The sequence below is a fragment of the Cryobacterium sp. Hh38 genome (assembly GCF_004403235.1).
GTDB classification, from domain to species: domain Bacteria; phylum Actinomycetota; class Actinomycetes; order Actinomycetales; family Microbacteriaceae; genus Cryobacterium; species Cryobacterium levicorallinum.
The window spans coordinates 74,449-90,033 of record NZ_SOHD01000028.1 but is presented as its reverse complement, the minus strand read 5'-3'; the positions used below and the strand labels follow the sequence as shown (position 1 = coordinate 90,033).

The 15,585-nt window shown below is 66.1% G+C and carries 15 protein-coding genes; 10 read left to right on the top strand and 5 right to left on the bottom strand.

The annotated features are described in order from the left end of the window. The first annotated feature begins 6 nt into the window (after window positions 1-6). Together ftsY and E3T41_RS10020 are read left to right on the top strand one after the other, a co-directional pair. Window positions 7-882 (top strand): signal recognition particle-docking protein FtsY, encoded by an 876-nt coding sequence (gene ftsY / locus E3T41_RS10025; RefSeq protein ID WP_104132582.1) that lies wholly within the window; start codon window positions 7-9, stop codon window positions 880-882. 22 nt (window positions 883-904) lie between these two features. Further along, complete coding sequence (locus E3T41_RS10020) at window positions 905-1,408, top strand: DUF2004 domain-containing protein (protein ID WP_092449232.1); 504 nt, start codon at window positions 905-907, stop codon at window positions 1,406-1,408. A 102-nt stretch (window positions 1,409-1,510) separates the two neighbouring features. On the opposite strand, the gene E3T41_RS10015 is transcribed toward E3T41_RS10020, so the two are convergent. Next, a complete protein-coding gene (locus E3T41_RS10015) occupies window positions 1,511-3,004 on the bottom strand; it encodes an MFS transporter (protein WP_104132581.1) in 1,494 nt (497 codons plus the stop codon). A gap of 61 nt (window positions 3,005-3,065) precedes the next feature. On the opposite strand from E3T41_RS10015, the gene E3T41_RS10010 reads away from it, so the two are divergent. From E3T41_RS10010 to E3T41_RS10000, 3 genes are all read left to right on the top strand, one after another. After that, the gene (locus E3T41_RS10010; RefSeq protein ID WP_158251637.1) at window positions 3,066-3,665 is read left to right on the top strand and encodes a TetR family transcriptional regulator; all 600 of its coding nucleotides are present in this window, start codon (window positions 3,066-3,068) and stop codon (window positions 3,663-3,665) included. 79 nt (window positions 3,666-3,744) lie between these two features. After that, window positions 3,745-5,334, top strand: a complete 1,590-nt coding sequence (gene ffh, locus E3T41_RS10005; protein ID WP_092449230.1) for a signal recognition particle protein — start codon at window positions 3,745-3,747, stop codon at window positions 5,332-5,334. A gap of 314 nt (window positions 5,335-5,648) precedes the next feature. After that, window positions 5,649-6,437 (top strand): LLM class F420-dependent oxidoreductase, encoded by a 789-nt coding sequence (locus tag E3T41_RS10000; protein WP_104132580.1) that lies wholly within the window; start codon window positions 5,649-5,651, stop codon window positions 6,435-6,437. A gap of 136 nt (window positions 6,438-6,573) precedes the next feature. Here the strand turns inward: E3T41_RS10000 and E3T41_RS09995 are convergent, their stop codons facing one another. Then, window positions 6,574-7,710: a glutamate--cysteine ligase gene (locus E3T41_RS09995; RefSeq protein WP_134478386.1), complete on the bottom strand. Its 1,137-nt coding sequence runs from the start codon at window positions 7,708-7,710 to the stop codon at window positions 6,574-6,576. A gap of 201 nt (window positions 7,711-7,911) precedes the next feature. On the opposite strand from E3T41_RS09995, the gene rpsP reads away from it, so the two are divergent. From rpsP to rimM, 3 genes are read left to right on the top strand one after another with little or no spacing between them, the layout of a single operon-like run. Beyond that, window positions 7,912-8,316 (top strand): 30S ribosomal protein S16, encoded by a 405-nt coding sequence (gene rpsP, locus E3T41_RS09990; RefSeq protein ID WP_092449227.1) that lies wholly within the window; start codon window positions 7,912-7,914, stop codon window positions 8,314-8,316. Window positions 8,317-8,319: 3 nt separating this feature from the next. Next, window positions 8,320-8,556: an RNA-binding protein gene (locus E3T41_RS09985; RefSeq protein WP_035879344.1), complete on the top strand. Its 237-nt coding sequence runs from the start codon at window positions 8,320-8,322 to the stop codon at window positions 8,554-8,556. A gap of 4 nt (window positions 8,557-8,560) precedes the next feature. Beyond that, window positions 8,561-9,217, top strand: a complete 657-nt coding sequence (rimM, locus tag E3T41_RS09980; protein ID WP_233195299.1) for a ribosome maturation factor RimM — start codon at window positions 8,561-8,563, stop codon at window positions 9,215-9,217. A gap of 115 nt (window positions 9,218-9,332) precedes the next feature. On the opposite strand, the gene E3T41_RS09975 is transcribed toward rimM, so the two are convergent. From E3T41_RS09975 to nirB, 3 genes are read right to left on the bottom strand one after another with little or no spacing between them, the layout of a single operon-like run. After that, window positions 9,333-10,571, bottom strand: a complete 1,239-nt coding sequence (locus E3T41_RS09975) for a uroporphyrinogen-III synthase (protein ID WP_134478384.1) — start codon at window positions 10,569-10,571, stop codon at window positions 9,333-9,335. Beyond that, window positions 10,571-11,380, bottom strand: coding sequence for a uroporphyrinogen-III C-methyltransferase (gene cobA, locus E3T41_RS09970; protein ID WP_134478382.1), 810 nt, complete (start codon window positions 11,378-11,380; stop codon window positions 10,571-10,573). The genes E3T41_RS09975 and cobA overlap by 1 nt, the downstream gene beginning before the upstream one ends. Window positions 11,381-11,384: 4 nt before the next feature. Beyond that, complete coding sequence (gene nirB, locus E3T41_RS09965; RefSeq protein ID WP_241991114.1) at window positions 11,385-14,003, bottom strand: nitrite reductase large subunit NirB; 2,619 nt, start codon at window positions 14,001-14,003, stop codon at window positions 11,385-11,387. 311 nt (window positions 14,004-14,314) lie between these two features. Between nirB and nirD the strand changes: the two genes are divergently transcribed. After that, complete coding sequence (nirD, locus tag E3T41_RS09960; protein WP_241991113.1) at window positions 14,315-14,728, top strand: nitrite reductase small subunit NirD; 414 nt, start codon at window positions 14,315-14,317, stop codon at window positions 14,726-14,728. Next, a complete protein-coding gene (locus E3T41_RS09955; protein WP_092449223.1) occupies window positions 14,725-15,579 on the top strand; it encodes a sirohydrochlorin chelatase in 855 nt (284 codons plus the stop codon). Before nirD ends, E3T41_RS09955 begins: the two co-directional genes overlap by 4 nt. The last annotated feature ends 6 nt before the right edge of the window (window positions 15,580-15,585 follow it).

The window sequence follows — 15,585 nt, the reverse complement described above, 5'->3', positions numbered from 1 at the left end:
AGGGACATGGCTGAACGCACCCCCTGGTCCCTCTCCGGCGCACTGCGCGGAATGTTCACGAAGAAGACCATCGACGCGCAGACCTGGGACGACCTCGAGGACGCCCTGCTGCAGGCCGATTTCGGCCCGAATATCACCGAGTCGGTCATCGCCGACCTGCGTGCCAAGGTCGCCAAGTACAACACGACCGACCCTGCCGATTTACAGCGGATGCTGCGCGAAGGAATTGAAGAGCGGCTGTCCGTTCTCGACTCCACCCTGACCCTCTCCGAACGGCCGGCCATCGTGCTCGTCGTCGGCGTCAATGGCGTCGGCAAGACCACCACGATCGGCAAATTCGCCAAGTTTCTGCAGACCTACGGTCGCAGCGTCGTTATCGGCGCGGCCGACACTTTTCGGGCGGGGGCGGTCGAGCAGCTGGCGACCTGGGCCGAACGAGCCGGGGCGCAGATCGTGAAGCCGCAGATGACCGGCCAGGATCCGGCCTCCGTCGCCTTTCAGACGGTCGAGAAGGCGAAGAACGAGGGCATCGAGATCGTGCTCATCGACACCGCCGGGCGGTTGCAGACCAAGGGCGGACTGATGGACGAGCTGACCAAGATTCGCCGGGTCGTCGAAAAGCAGGGACCGATCGCCGAGGTGCTGCTCGTGCTCGACGCCACGACTGGTCAGAACGGGCTTGCCCAGGCCGAGGCGTTCATCGAGCACGCCGGGGTGACCGGGCTCGTGCTGACCAAACTTGACGGCTCAGCGCGTGGCGGCTTCGTGCTCGCCGTGCAGGAAAAGACCGGCATTCCGATCAAGCTGGTCGGGCAGGGTGAGGGCATCAACGACCTCACCGGTTTCACCCCGCACGTGTTCGCGCAAAAACTCGTCGGCTGATGAAGAATTTAAGAGGAGCACTATGAGCATCGAACACGATTTCTTCGGAATTCTCGGCGACGAAGACGAGGGCGAGGTGTACTGGTCGGAGTCGGCTGAGCTCGGAGACCAGAGCGTCGAGATCGACCTCAGCTCGCCCGACGAAGATTCGGTCACCGCCGAAGCGCTCGATATCGCCGCGGCCATGATCGGGTCGATGGAGGACCTCGACTCCCAGGTGCGGGAATCCCTCGTCGCTGATCTGTCGGCCGAGGTCTCCGTGACCAGCCAGTACATCGCCGAGCAGCTCGACGAAATGGACCAGGAAGCGATCGAAAACGCCATCATCTGGGATTCCGGCGACCAGCAAATTGACTTCCTGCGTTCGCTGCGCCTGCAGCGCATCGGCTTTCACCCGCACCGCGCCGGCAGCGAAGCGCACTTCGCGGTGCTCGAATACGCCATCAGCCCCGACGACACCGACGGCCTGCTAGTCGTGACAATCGACGTACACGGCGACACCGTCCAGGTAACCCTGGACAGCTAACCCATCATTTCCGGGCCCGGGCCCGGAAACCGGGCCCATGATCTATCGTGGGCCCGGTTCCTTAGGGTGGGCCCAGGTGAGCGCCGGCAGCCCCGAACCGGGCTACCCGAGGTGTGCGGCCTGCCCCGCGCCGAGCAGGTCTTCCTTGCGCGGGCGCACCAGGAAGAAGGCGATGGGCCCCGCCGCGAAGATAATGATGGCCGCCCACAGGAAGGCGGACTGGTATCCGCTCACGAGAGCGCCCAGCTGAACGACTTCGGTGGGAACCTTACCGATCAGGTACGAACTCACGGCAGCGGTGTACAGCGCGGTGAACAGGGCGGTTCCGAGCGAACCGCCGATCTGCTGCATCGCAGTCACGGCCGCGCTCGCCGCACCGGCATCATGCTCGGCAATTCCCGACAGAGCCACGTTCTGCAGCGGCACGAAGATCATGGCGAGTCCGGCGCCGAGCAGAATGAGCCCCGGCAGCACCTCGAGCGAATAGTTGCCGTTCACCGTGATCTGAGTCATCCAGAGCAGCCCGGCCGCGCCGACGATCGGTCCGACGGTCATCGGAATGCGCACGCCGGTACGCGCCAGAAACTTCGACAGCACGCCGGCACCGATCATGATCGTCGCGGTCATCGGCAGGGAAGCCAGACCGGACTGAATCGGGGTGTAGCCCAGCACGATTTGAAAGTACAGGGTGAGAAACAGCAGCCCTCCGAGCAGCGCAGCACCCGAGAGCAGCGCCGTGAGGAAGGCTCCGCCGCGTACCTTGTTTGCCATAATGCGTAGCGGCAGCAGCGGATGATTCGACCGCTTTTCCACCAGCACGAACAGCACGAGCAACACCAGTCCGAGCGGGAGGCAAACGAGCACGGGCGAGCTGGCCCACCCACTCTCGGCCTGCGCGAAGCCGAATACCAGGGATCCGAGGCCGAGTGCCACGAGAATAGTCCCCGGCACGTCATATCGGGTATTTCCGTGTGCCTTGCTCTCGCGAACGACCGGGATGGCGGCCGCAATCGCCACGATGGCGATCGGCACGTTCACGTAGAGGCACCAGCGCCAGCTTGCGTACTCGGTGAGCACGCCGCCGAGGATGAGGCCGACCGCCGCGCCGCCGCCGGCGATCGCGCCGTAGACGGCGAAGGCTTTGATGCGGTCCTTGCCGCCGGGAAAGTTGACCGTGAGCAGGGCGAGCGAGGCTGGCGCGAGCAGCGCGGCGAACAGGCCCTGCAGGCCGCGGGCGGCGAGTAGCTCCCAGGTGCTCTGGGCGGCGCCGCCGAGGGCCGAGGCAATGGCGAACCCGGCCATGCCCACGATGAAGGAGCGTTTGCGGCCCCAGAAGTCGGCAATACGCCCGCCGAGCAGCAGCAGCGCGCCGAAGACAAGCGAGTACAGCGTGACGACCCAGGTGCGCTCGCCGTCGCTCATGCCGAGCGCGGTCTGTGCCTGGGGGAGCGCGATGTTCACGATGGTTCCGTCGAGTACGACGGTGAGCTGGGCGAGCGCCACGATGGCCAGCAGCAACCACTTTCGTGGGTGGGGCGCGGTGGCCGCCGACGCGGGCGGGGCAGAACTGGACTGGTTTGTACTGATACCGGGCATAACAATGACTCTATCGTGCAAACCGAACGAACTCGTTCGTTTTGTGAACTATAGTGAAAACATGGCACGCGACGGAGCAGACCCCCAGACCCGCATTCTTGAGGCGGCGCGCACCGAATTCGCCGCCTACGGACTAGCCGGGGCCCGCATCGACCGCATCGCCAAGAGCGCCGCGGCGAGCAAGGAACGCCTCTACGCCTACTACTCCGACAAGCAGCAGCTGTTCCTCGAGGTGTTGGAGCTCAACCTGCGCGAGTTCGCGAGCGATGCCGTGCTCACCGACAATGACGTGCCGGCCTTCGCCGGAGCGCTGTTCGATCACGGAATGCTGCACGGTGACCACCTGCGCATGATCGACTGGGCCCGCCTCGAGACCGATGGTACCTGGCTGCCGGCCCTCGAGGTCATGCTGGGCTATCGGGACGAACAGGTGCGGCGCATCCGCTTGGCACAGACAGCCGGTCGGGTCGATGCTTCCTGGCAACCGGTGCAGCTCATGACGCTCATCTTCGGCATCGCCTCAGCCTGGGTTCACGAGCCCGGGGCGGTGCTCGCGCACGGGGGCCCTCCTCCGGACGTGACGGCAATCGCGGTTCGCCGAGCCAACGTCGTTCGTGCGGTCGAGCGGCTGATTGCACCGAGTGTGGCGGCGCAGAACTGACGCTCGCCCGAATTTGACGGAACCGCGCCTCAGCATCCGTTTCGAAGTAGCAGCGGCCACCGGTTAAACTAAACGCATCATGGCAACTTTTGGAAACCTCTCAGATCGTCTTGCCGAGACGTTCAAAAACCTCCGCACCAAGGGCAAGCTCAGCGCAGCGGATGTCGACGGCACCGTTCGTGAGATCCGTCGCGCCCTGCTCGACGCCGACGTCGCCCTCGAGGTCGTCAAGGATTTCACCGGCAAGGTGCGCGAGCGCGCCCTCGGCGACGAGGTCAGCAAGGCGCTGAACCCGGCCCAGCAGGTTGTGCAGATCGTCAACGACGAGCTCATTACGATTCTCGGCGGCCAGCAGCGCCGGCTGGAATTCGCCAAGAAGCCGCCGACCATCATCATGCTCGCGGGCCTGCAGGGTGCCGGTAAGACCACCCTCGCCGGCAAGCTCGCGAAGTGGCTCGCCAAAGACGGCCACACCCCGCTGCTCGTCGCCGCCGACCTGCAGCGCCCCAACGCGGTCACCCAGCTCGAGGTCGTCGCTAAACAGGCCGGTGTCGCCGTCTACGCGCCCGAGCCCGGAAACGGTGTCGGCGACCCGGTCAAGGTCGCCCGCGACGGCGTGAAGTACGCCCTGCAGAAGGTTCACGACGTCGTCATCGTCGACACCGCCGGACGTCTCGGTGTCGACGCGGAGCTCATGAAGCAGGCCGCCAACATTCGCAAGGCGATCGATCCAGACGAGGTGCTCTTCGTCATCGACGCCATGATCGGCCAGGACGCCGTCGCCACGGCGAAGGCCTTCCAGGACGGCGTCGACTTCACCGGCGTCGTGCTCACCAAGCTCGACGGTGACGCCCGCGGTGGCGCCGCCCTGTCGGTCGCTTCGCTCACTGGACGCCCGATCATGTTCGCCTCGACCGGTGAAGGACTCGACGACTTCGAGCCGTTCCACCCGGACCGCATGGCCGGTCGCATCCTTGACCTCGGTGACATCCTCACCCTGATCGAGCAGGCGCAGGGTGCCTTCGATGAGGACGAGGCCCGCAAGGTCGCCGAGAAGTTCGCGACCGACTCCTTCACCCTCGACGACTTCCTCGGCCAGATGCAGCAGCTGCGCAACATGGGTTCGATCAAGAAGATGATGAGCATGCTGCCCGGCGCCGGCGCCATGAAGGCGCAGCTTGAGAACTTCGACGAGCGCGAGATCGTGCGCACCGAGGCTATCATCCAGTCGATGACCAAGCTTGAACGCACCACCCCGAAACTGCTCAACGGATCGCGCCGTATGCGCATCGCGAAGGGTTCGGGCATGACCGTCACCGAGGTGAACCAGCTTGTGCAGCGCTTCGAACAGGCCGCCAAGATGATGAAGACAGTCGCCAAGGGTGGTATGCCCAATATCCCCGGCATGGGCCCCATTCCCGGTGCCGGCTACGGCGGCAAGCCCAAGCAGGTGGCCAAGAAGAAGGGCTCCAAGTCGGGCAACCCAGCCAAGCGCGCTGCCGAGAACGCCGCGATCGCCTCGGGCGTTAAGTCTGCCGGTGAGTCTTCCAAAGCGGATGCCGCCGGCTCCGGTTTCGGCCTCGGCTCCGGCGCCCAGCCGGGTAAGGGCAAGGCCGGCGGCCCCACCGAAGAGGAAATGGCCGCGCTGCAGAAAATGCTCGGCCGGTAGTATCCGTTTGGGGAAAGCCTTTGGTGAGCCGGGCCCGCCTTACGGAAGCGGGCCCTTGATGGATCATGGGCCCAGTTTCCGGGCCCGGGCCCGGTCGCAGAAGGTGGGCCCAATCTGATCGCTGAGTCCGTGGACCGCGCGTAACTCCTGCAAATCGTGAGCGCCAGAAGCCCGTTCCGTGCAAATTACTGGGATCTGCGGTGATCGCCGAAGAAATGGCAGGAGTTGTGCGCGTGCAGTGGCCTTCGGTCGGCGCTGGAGGCCGGGGGCCTGGGCGCCGGGGCACGAACCGTGGGCGGTCTTAGGCTGGACGCATGACTTCGACGGCGAACCACAACGTGCGCATCGGTGTGCAGATCGCCCCGCAGCACGCCCAATACTCCAAGATTCGCGACACCCTCACCGAGGTCGAGGCCCGAGGCGCCGACATCGCCTTCAACTGGGACCACTTCTTTCCGCTCACGGGCGAGCCCGATGGTCTGCACTTCGAGTCGTGGACCATCCTCGCCGCCTGGGCCGAGCAGACCACGACCCTCGAGTTCGGCGCCCTGGTCAACTGCAACAGCTACCGGAACGCCGACCTGCAGGCTGACATGGCGCGCACGATCGACCACATCAGCGGCGGTCGCTTCATCTTCGGCACCGGCGCGGGCTGGTTCGAGCGCGACTACCAGGAATACGGCTACGAGTTCGGCACTCCCGGCACTCGGCTGAACGCCCTCGATGCCAGCCTGGGCCGCATCGAGGCCCGCTGGGCCAGGCTCAACCCGCCGCCCACCCGCGACATCCCGGTGCTCATCGGCGGTGGCGGCGAAAAGAAAACCCTGCGCATCGTCGCCCAGCACGCCGATATCTGGCACTCGTTCTCCAACCCCGAGGTGCTCGAGCACAAGCTCGGAGTACTCGGCGCCTGGTGCGACGAGGTCGGCCGCGACCTGAGCGAGATCGAGATCTCCACCGAGCTGCGCGGCCGCACGGTGGACGACGCTGACGCGCTCTACGACCTCGGCACGCGCCTGTTCACCGTAGGAATCTCCGGCCCCGACTACGACCTCGGCCAGGCCACCGACTGGCTGGCCTGGCGCGACAGCAAGAACGCCTGACCCGAGCGGATGCTGCTGCGCGGCCCCGCGCTGCTTGCGCGGCTGGTGTGCGCCGCGCGCGAGCCAACAAGGGGCGCCCGTGCAGCGAACCGGCGCGTGGCGACCGCACGGCTTGGGCGCGCGTGCATCCAACGCGCTAGCTCCCGAGCCCCTCCGCGAGCTCGTGGCTGAGCGCCGCAACCACCGCCGGCAGGCTGCCGTCATGCGTGGCCGCGACGGCGAGCTGCCGCTGGTAGCTCCCGCCCTCATCGATGATGCGGTGCAGTCCGAGCAGCTCCGGCAGGCAGCCGAGCCGCTCGGCGACGGGGGAGAGGGTCTCGATGAGGCGGCGCACATCATCCGTTACCAGGCATTCGGCGCCCGCAGCATCGAGGATGATCTCGGCGTCGAGCCCGTAGCGGGCGGCCCGCCACTTGTTCTCGCGCACGAACCACGGCTGCATGCGCGGAACGTCTTCCCCCGCGTCGAGGCGGGTGGACATCCACTCGACCAGGCACTGGATGAACGCGGCGATCGCGCCGAGCTCCACGGACGTCGAGACGCCGTCGCAGACTCGAATCTCGATTGTGCCCCAGCGCGGCGACGGGCGAATATCCCAGCGCACCTCGGTGACGTCCTCGATGATGCCGGTCACGGCCATGTCGTCGACGTAGCGCTCCCAGGCTTCCCAATCGGGCAGGTCCCAGGGCAATCCAGCGGTCGGCAGCTGCTGGAACATGAGCGAGCGGTTGCTGGCATAGCCCGTGTCGACCCCGGCCCAAAACGGGCTCGACGCGCTCAGCGCCTGCAGGTGTGGCACGTAGGTGAGCAGGCCGTTCATGATCGGAATGACCTTGGCCTTGTCCTCGATGCCGACGTGCACGTGGATTCCCCAAATCATCATATTGCGGCCCCACCACTGGGTGCGGTCGATGAGCTTGTGATAGCGGGCTTTGTCGGTGACGGTCTGGTCGAACCACTGCGCAAACGGATGCGATCCGCTGCAGATCAGGTCGACCTCGCGTCCCGAAAGCACGCGGCGCACCTCGCCGAGCTGGTCGGCGACATCCGCTACCGCACCGCCTACGGTGGTGTGCACGCCCGAAACCAGCTCGACCGTATTGAGCAGCAGCTCGCCGGTGATCGTTGGGTGGGCCGAGCCGTCGGGGCCGCGCAGGGCGTCGAGCACTTCGTCGGCGATATTGACCAAATCGCCGGTCGAGCGGTCGACGAGGGCGACCTCCCACTCGATGCCCACGGTGGATCGGGCGGATCGGGCGAATTCCAGTGGCACGGGGGCTCCTTGAGTGGGCCGGTAAAAGTCGTTGAGGTCCGATTATCACAATGCCCGCAATCTCTGACAGAATGATTAGTCGCGATCCGTTGTGCCCGACCCTCTATCTCGGTGCAACGTGATCCTATAGAGCTTATGCCGAGTGTGCCCCCACGCTCACGGCCCAAGGTTCGCCAAACAACGAATTAACACTGGAGAATTGTGGCTGTCAAAATCCGTCTGAAGCGCATGGGCAAGATCCGTGCACCGTACTACCGCATTGTCGTTGCCGACGCGCGCACCAAGCGCGACGGTCGTGTCATCGAAGAAATCGGCATCTACCACCCCACGGAGGAGCCCTCGGTCATCGAGGTCAAGTCCGAGCGTGCGCAGTACTGGCTGAGCGTCGGCGCTCAGCCGACCGAGCAGGTTGCTGCACTCCTCAAGCTCACGGGCGACTGGGGCATCTTCAAGGGCGACAAGAACGCTAAGAACACCGTCAAGGTGAAGGAACCGAAGGTCGCTTTCGTCGCTGACGAGAAGAAGAAGCCGGTTCTCAAGCCCAAGGCCGAGAAGCCGGTCGTCAAGGCCCCCGAGGTTGCTGCCGAAGCAACCGAAGAGGCGTAACTGTTGCTTGCTCCCGCGCTCGAACACCTCGTCAAGGGGATCGTTGATCACCCCGATGATGTGCACGTTGCAGAAAAGAACTCGCCCCGAGGCGAGGTGCTCGAGGTTCGTGTGAACCCCGAGGATCTCGGCCGGGTCATTGGTCGTGCCGGTCGCACAGCCAAGGCCCTGCGCACCCTCGTTGCGGCTCTGGCCGATGGTCGACGCGTACGTGTCGACGTCGTCGACACCGATTTCTAGTTCAGTGAACGACACGACGGTGAACGATAGCGAGAAGGACCGCACCCAGCAATTACGGGTGGGGCGCCTGACTAAGGCTCACGGCCTCAAGGGAGCAATCAAGCTCGAACTGTTCACGGATGACCCGGGACGACGTTTCGTCCCGGGCGCCGTGTTCACCCTGCAGGTTCCGACCGGGTCGGCCTGGCACGGCAAGACGATTGAACTCGTCGAGCTGCGCTGGTATAACCAGCACGCGGTCGGTTTTTTTAAGGATGTTCCCGACCGCTCCACGGCAGAAACGCTCGCCAAGGCGATCCTCTGGATCGACGCGGACGTCGCCGAGCAGTCGGATGAAGAAGACGCCTGGTACGACCACCAGCTCGTCGGGCTCGCCGTCATGCGTGACGGTGTGCGCATCGGCACCATCGGTCGCCTCGAGCACATGCCCGCGCAAGATCTGCTGATCGTGAAGACGCCCACTGGCGACGTCATGATCCCCTTCGTGAAGGCCATCGTGCCGAGCGTCGATGTGAAGGCCGGCATCGTCACCATCACCCCGCCGCCCGGACTGCTCGAAGAGCTGCCCGAGGACCCGGCCGATGCTGCAGCCGACGCCGTGGCCGAACCGGTCTCTGAAACGGATGCCGCGGCATCCGCTCTCGAGACCGACCGCCCGTAACGCGCTCCATTCACAGCGCGCGGGACTTGCGCCGCTGCGCGGGAGGCGCAACTCCCGCGTACTGGCGCAGTTCCCGCGCAGGGCGAGGCGCCGGTCACGAGTGGTACCGCCCGGCCTACACGTTGAGCCGGTAGCCTCGTTTGACCACGGTTGCAACCAGTCCGGGCACGGCGAGCGTCTGCCGCAGGCGGCTGAGCGATACCTCCATGGCGTGATCGTCGGAGTAGCCGGCCAGCGCGAGGTCTTCGCGGGAGACGACCGCTCCGCGCGCCCGCACGAGAGCGCGCAGAATGGCGAGTGCCGTCGGGGGAAGCTGCACGCGTTCCTCGCCGATCTGCACGATCGAACCACGCAACTGCAAGAGTCCGTTCTGGGTTTCGATGCGCTCGACCATGTTCTGTTCCAGGTGTTCGCAAACCAGGCGAATCAACGCGCCCATGCGAAACCGGGTCGGTTGAATCGGCGCGATCCCCGCGGCAATCAGCGGCGCACTGGTCACCGGTCCGACGGCGGCCGCGCAGACCTGAGTCTGTAACGCTGCAATCAGCTCGGGGTAGACATCCATTCCCTCTGCCGCGGTGAACAGGGCGTGCACGGCCGGGGCGCTCGTGAAGGTGACGCAGTCCAGCTGACGGGAGCAGATGGCCTCGACAAGCTTGTAGACGCGCGCGTCGCTGTCGTCCATGGCAATCCAGCGGTACGGCGCCACGACGAGCACACGCTGATGCACGGCGCGCAGCCGGTCGAGTTGTACCTCATCGGTGGCCCCGTGCACCTGAATTCCGATGGTCAGTCCCGGCGGATACTCGGCCAAAACCTTGTCAACGAGCGAGGCGGTCGTCTCTGAATCGCTCATTCCAGAGTCATTGAGCCCGGTTGCGCGAATGCCGCCGCGGGCCTTGGGCCCTCGCACCAGAATCGTGGTGTCGGCGAGCGCATCGGTCAGTTCGGAGCCGATTCCGTCGGCCTCGGCCACCTCGAACCAGCGCCGTACGCCGTAGCCGGTCGTCGCGAGCAGTAGATCGGGCCGCGCGGCGATCATGGTGCGGGTATCGTCGAGCAGCGGGCCATCCTGCTGCGAGTGGGCGATGCGCAGCGTCGGTGCGTGCACGACCCGCGCGCCGCGTCGTTCGAAGGCGTCGATCAGGTCGCTCGAGCGGCGATCACTGGTCACGCCGATGCGAAATCCCTCGAGCTGGTTTGGCTGCAGAAACGGGGCAGCGACCTTAATGGGCTCGGTCGCTCCCGGCAGGCGTACGTGCTGCGCCTGCCGGTCCGGTGCCGGCAGCTGCGAAGCGGATGCCGCCGGCTCGCCTCCCGAAGCAGCCTCGGCCCCGTCGTTCGTCGCCGCCATCAGTCGGTCACCGAAAATTCGGCGGCGCGGGTCACGAGGTCGTTCGCGGCCGCGTCACCGCTGAACGCGAGGCGTACGACCTCGCCGACGACCAGCACGGCGGGGCTGCGTACGCCGGCCGCGGCCGCATCGGCCAGCACCGTCGCGAGCGTGCTCACGGTCGTGCGCTGGGTGGCACTGAAGCCGCGCTCGATAATCGCCACCGGCATGCCGACTGGCATGCCGTGGCGGAGCAGGCCCTGGCTCAGGGTCGGCAACGTGCCGACTCCCATCAGCACGACGATGGTGCTGCCGAGCAGAGTGAGACCCTCGAGCTCGTTGTCGGTGAGCGGCGCGTGGCCGCTGATCACGGTGAACGCGTGGCTGATGCCGCGGTGGGTGAGCGGGATTCCCGCCGCCGCCGGAACGGCGATCGCACTGGTGACGCCGGAAATCACGGTCACTGGAATGCCGTTGCGGTGGCAAGCCAGAACTTCTTCGCTGCCGCGCCCGAAGACATAGGGGTCGCCTCCCTTGAGCCGCACCACGCGCTTGCCAGCCAGGGCATGTTCGACAATGAGTTCTTCGATGCCGGTCTGCGAGACCGGATGGCTGCCGGCGCGCTTGCCGACGTCGATGAGGACCGCGTGGGGCGCGAGCAGGGCGAGTTCGTCGTTCGGGGCGAGGCGGTCGAACAACACGACATCCGCTTGAGCGATGGCCGTCACTGCTGCGACGGTCAGCAGTCCGGCGGCGCCGGGGCCCCCGCCCACGAGTGTGACTGATCCGGTGCTGACTGACCCAGTCGTTCGGGAATTCTGGGCTGTCATTTGCTTACTCTTTTCGTACAGGAATGCGGCTTCCGCTTAGGAGAACAGTACTCGACGAGGCTCGCTCGGCCGGGGTCGCCGGCCGGATTTGGTCACGCTCCGTAACGAGCACGATGCTCGGGTCGGGTTCGGTCGGCGCGTTCACGAAGGAACGGAACCGGCGCAACCGCTCCGGATCAGCGAGCGTCGCCGCCCACTCGTCCTCATAGTTGTCGACGTGGGCGAGCATGGCCTGTTCGAGTTCCTCGGCCAATTCGAGCGAATCATTGATAACCACGTCGCGCACGTGCTCCAGGCCGCCCTCGAGGTCTTCCATCCAACGGGCGGTGCGCTGCATCCGATCGGCCGTGCGAATGTAATACATCATGTAGCGGTCGATGTACTTGATCAAGGTTTCTTCGTCGAGGTCGGTCGCGAGTAGCTGCCCGTGGGCCGGCTGAAAGCCGCCATTGCCGCCGACATACATGTTCCAGCCGTTGTCGCTCGCGATGATGCCGACATCCTTGGCGCGGGCCTCTGCACACTCGCGGGCGCAGCCCGAGACCCCGAACTTGAACTTGTGCGGCGCGCGCAGCCCGCGGTAACGCAGTTCAAGGCGGATCGCGAGGCCGACGGCATCCTGTACTCCGAATCGGCACCAGGTTGACCCGACGCACGATTTCACGTTGCGCAGCGCCTTGCCGTAGGCCTGCCCGGATTCGAATCCGGCGTCGACCAGGATTCGCCAGATGTCCGGCAGCTGCTCCAACCGGGCACCGAACAGGTCGATTCGCTGGCCGCCGGTGATCTTGGTGTAAAGGTCGAAATCGAGAGCGACCTGCGCGATCACGGCGAGTTTGGTCGGAGTGATCTCGCCGCCCGGAATGCGCGGAACGACGGAGTAGGTGCCGTCTTTTTGCATATTGGCCATGGCGCGGTCGTTGGTGTCCTGCAGGGTGCCGCGGCCGGCATCCAAAATGTAGGCGGTGTTCTGACTGGCCAGAACCGAGCCGAGGGCGGGCTTGCAGACATCGCAGCCGCGGCCGGTTCCAAAGCGGGAGAAGATCTCATCGCTCGACGAGAGGCCGAGCACCCGCACCGATTCGAACAGTTCCTGCCGGCTTAACTCGAAGTGTTCGCACAGCGCGTGCGACACGGTTTGACCGGATGCCGTCAGCTCGGCCTCGAGGATCTTCTTGACCAGCGGCACGCACGACCCGCACTGGGTGCCGGCCCGGGTGCACACCTTGAGCGCGCCGAGTTCGGTGCAAGCTTCCGTTTGGTGTTCATTGTTCACATCGTCGCCGCGCACGGCGCTCCGCACCGTTCCGGCCGAGACCATGTTGCAGGAACAGACCAGCGCGTCGTCGGGCAGTTCGTCGCCGGCCGGAGCCTCGGTGCCGGCGGCCGAGAGGTAGGCGGCGGGTTCGCTGCTGAGCTCGCGGCCGACCATGGGGCGCAGGGCCGAGTAGGGCGTGGCGTCGCCGACGAAGATGCCGCCGAGCAGGGTCTTGGCGTCGTCGGTCATGACGAGCTTTTGGTACAGGCCGCGGGCCGGGTCGGCGTAGACGATTTCGAGCGACCCCGCCGTGGTGGCAAGTGCGTCGCCGAAACTCGCGACGTCGACGCCGGAGAGCTTGAGCTTGGTGGCCTCGTCGACGGTTGTGAACTCGGCGCTGCCACCGAGCAGCCGGTCGGCCACGACCTCGGCCATGGCGTTGGCCGGGGCGACGAGGCCGACGCAGCGGTCGTTCCAGCTGGCAACCTCGCCGATGGCCCAAATATTCGCATCGCTCGTGCGGCAGTCGTTGCCGATCGTGACGCCGCCGCGGGTACCGACGGCGAGTCCGGCGTCCCGGGCGAGCTCGTCGCGCGGGGAGATGCCGATCGCGTAGACGACCATATCGGCGGCGATCGTACGGCCGTTGCCGAGTTGCAGGCCGGTCACTGCGGTGTTGTCATCGTTCGTGAGAATGGTGCGGGCCCGAGTGCCGAGGTGCAGCTCGATGCCCTGGGCCACGATGAGCCGGCCGAGGGCCTGTCCGCCGCCCTCGTCGAGCTGGGCCGACATCAGCCAGCCGCCGGAGTGTACGATGGCGGATTCGGCGCCGAGCTTGTGCAGTCCGCCGGCCGCTTCGAGGCCGAGCAATCCGCCGCCGGCCACGACGACCTTGGGGGTGCGGCCGAGTGAGGCCGTGAGGGCGGCGAGTTCGTCGACGAGGGCGTCGACGTCGTCGACGGTGCGGTACACCCGAATGTGATCGCGACCGGGCATCTCCGGAACGGGCGCGCTTGACCCGGTGGCGAGCACGAGGTCGTCATACTCGAGCACGGCTCCGGCCCCGGTTGTGACTGTCTGGTTGACCCGGTCGATGCGGGTGGCGCGTTCGTTGATGCGCAGGGCGATCCGTTCGCTGTCCCACGGCGCGGTGGGCTCCAGAGTGAGGTCGATCATTCCGGCGAGCCGCTGGCTCAGCGCGACCCGGTCGTAGGGGCGGTGGTTCTCCTCGGCCAGCACGACGATCGACAGGGTGTGCTCGGTGTCGCGGGAGTGCAGGGCGTCGGTGAGGCGGTGGGCAGCGGGTCCGCCGCCGATCACGATGACCCGGCGCGGCGTCTCGGCAGCGGGAATAGCGGCATCCACTTTGCTCGTCGATGTGACGGCGTGTGTCGCAGTCCCAGCGGTTGTTGCAGGGTCTGGGGCAGAATACGCGGAAGCGGTTTCATTCGAAGCTGGCATCAGCATCCTTTCGAAGCGGGGCAATTGTGAGCGTAGTTCGGGGCAGTTTCCCCCTCGTGTCGCTCGTGTGTCCCGTGCTGGTCGAAAGCCCCACAGCGGCGCACCCCCGCTGTGAGGCGAGTTTCACGGCGAGGAAACATAGGGGGCGTCTGGTCGAAATATGGCCCGCCTACCGTGGGATCAACGCACAAACGCGACAACCCAGGGAGCGCACCATGACGATGACAACCGCCGAGTTTCGCCCTACCGTTGCACTGACCCGCCCCACCTTGGTCTGGGAGCGCGCCTGCGCCGTGGCCGATCTGGAACTCAGCTGGGGCGAAGCGGCCCTCATCCGCGAAAACCAGATCGCCCTGTTTCTGCTCTCGCCCACCGAAATCTACGCCGTCGACCACCGCGACCCGCACACCGAGGCCCACGTCATGGCCCGCGGCATCGTCGGCTCCAAGGGCGACCGCCCCACCATCGCCTCCCCGCTGCACAAAGAGGTCTATGATCTCGGCACCGGAGAATGCTTCACCAACCCGACGCTCGTACTGAACACCTACGAAACCCGCGTGGTCGGCGGTTTCATCGAGGTCGCCGTCGAGACTAAACGGTACGCCCCCGAACTACTCAGTGCCGCATGACCCTGCTCGGCGAACGACTCAGAACCGACCAGGTGCGAACCATTCCGGCTCGCGCCCCCCAGGCTCGCACCGACCAGGTGCGAGCGGATCGACCCCGCAGCAATCAAGCGGATGCCGCGCCCCAGACGGCACTACCCGCCGCGCTCGTCGCCATCTCGCACGGCACGAGTTCTGCTGACGGGCAGGCCGCCATTGCCGCCCTCGTCGATGCCGTCGCGCTCGCGCGCCCCGATCTGAGCGTGACCGGCGGTTTCGTTGACGTGCAACAACCGGATATCGCGGCCAGCCTCGGCGCGCTGCGCCCGAATCGCGCCGCAGTGGTGGTGCCCCTGCTGCTTTCCGCCGGCTATCACGTGCACGTCGATCTGCAACGCGAGTCCCGCGTGCCCGGCCGCGTGACCACCGTCTCCCGGGCCCTCGGCCCCGATGATCGCCTCATCGATGTGCTCGAGCACCGGCTCGCCGCCGCCGGATTCACCGCCCAGCCCGGCCGCGAGGTCGTCCTCGCCGCTGCCGGTTCCAGCGACACACGCGCGGTCGAGGACTGCCGCCGAATCGGCGAGATGCTGGCGCAGCGCCTCGGCGTGCGCGTCACGGTCGGTTTTTTGTCCGCCGCCTCGCCCCGACTGGCGTGCGCCGTCACCGAGGCCCGCCTCCGCAGCGACAGCGTCACCGTGAGTACCTACTTGATGGCACCGGGATTTTTCTTCGACCTGACCCGCGCCCAGAGCGCCGGTGCCGAGTCGGTCACCTCTCCACTGCTGGTGCCGGGCGAACCAGCCCCCGCTCCGCTGGTCGATTTGGTCGTCGGCCGGTACCTTGAGGCGAAAGCGCACGCCGGACTCTTCTAGAATTTG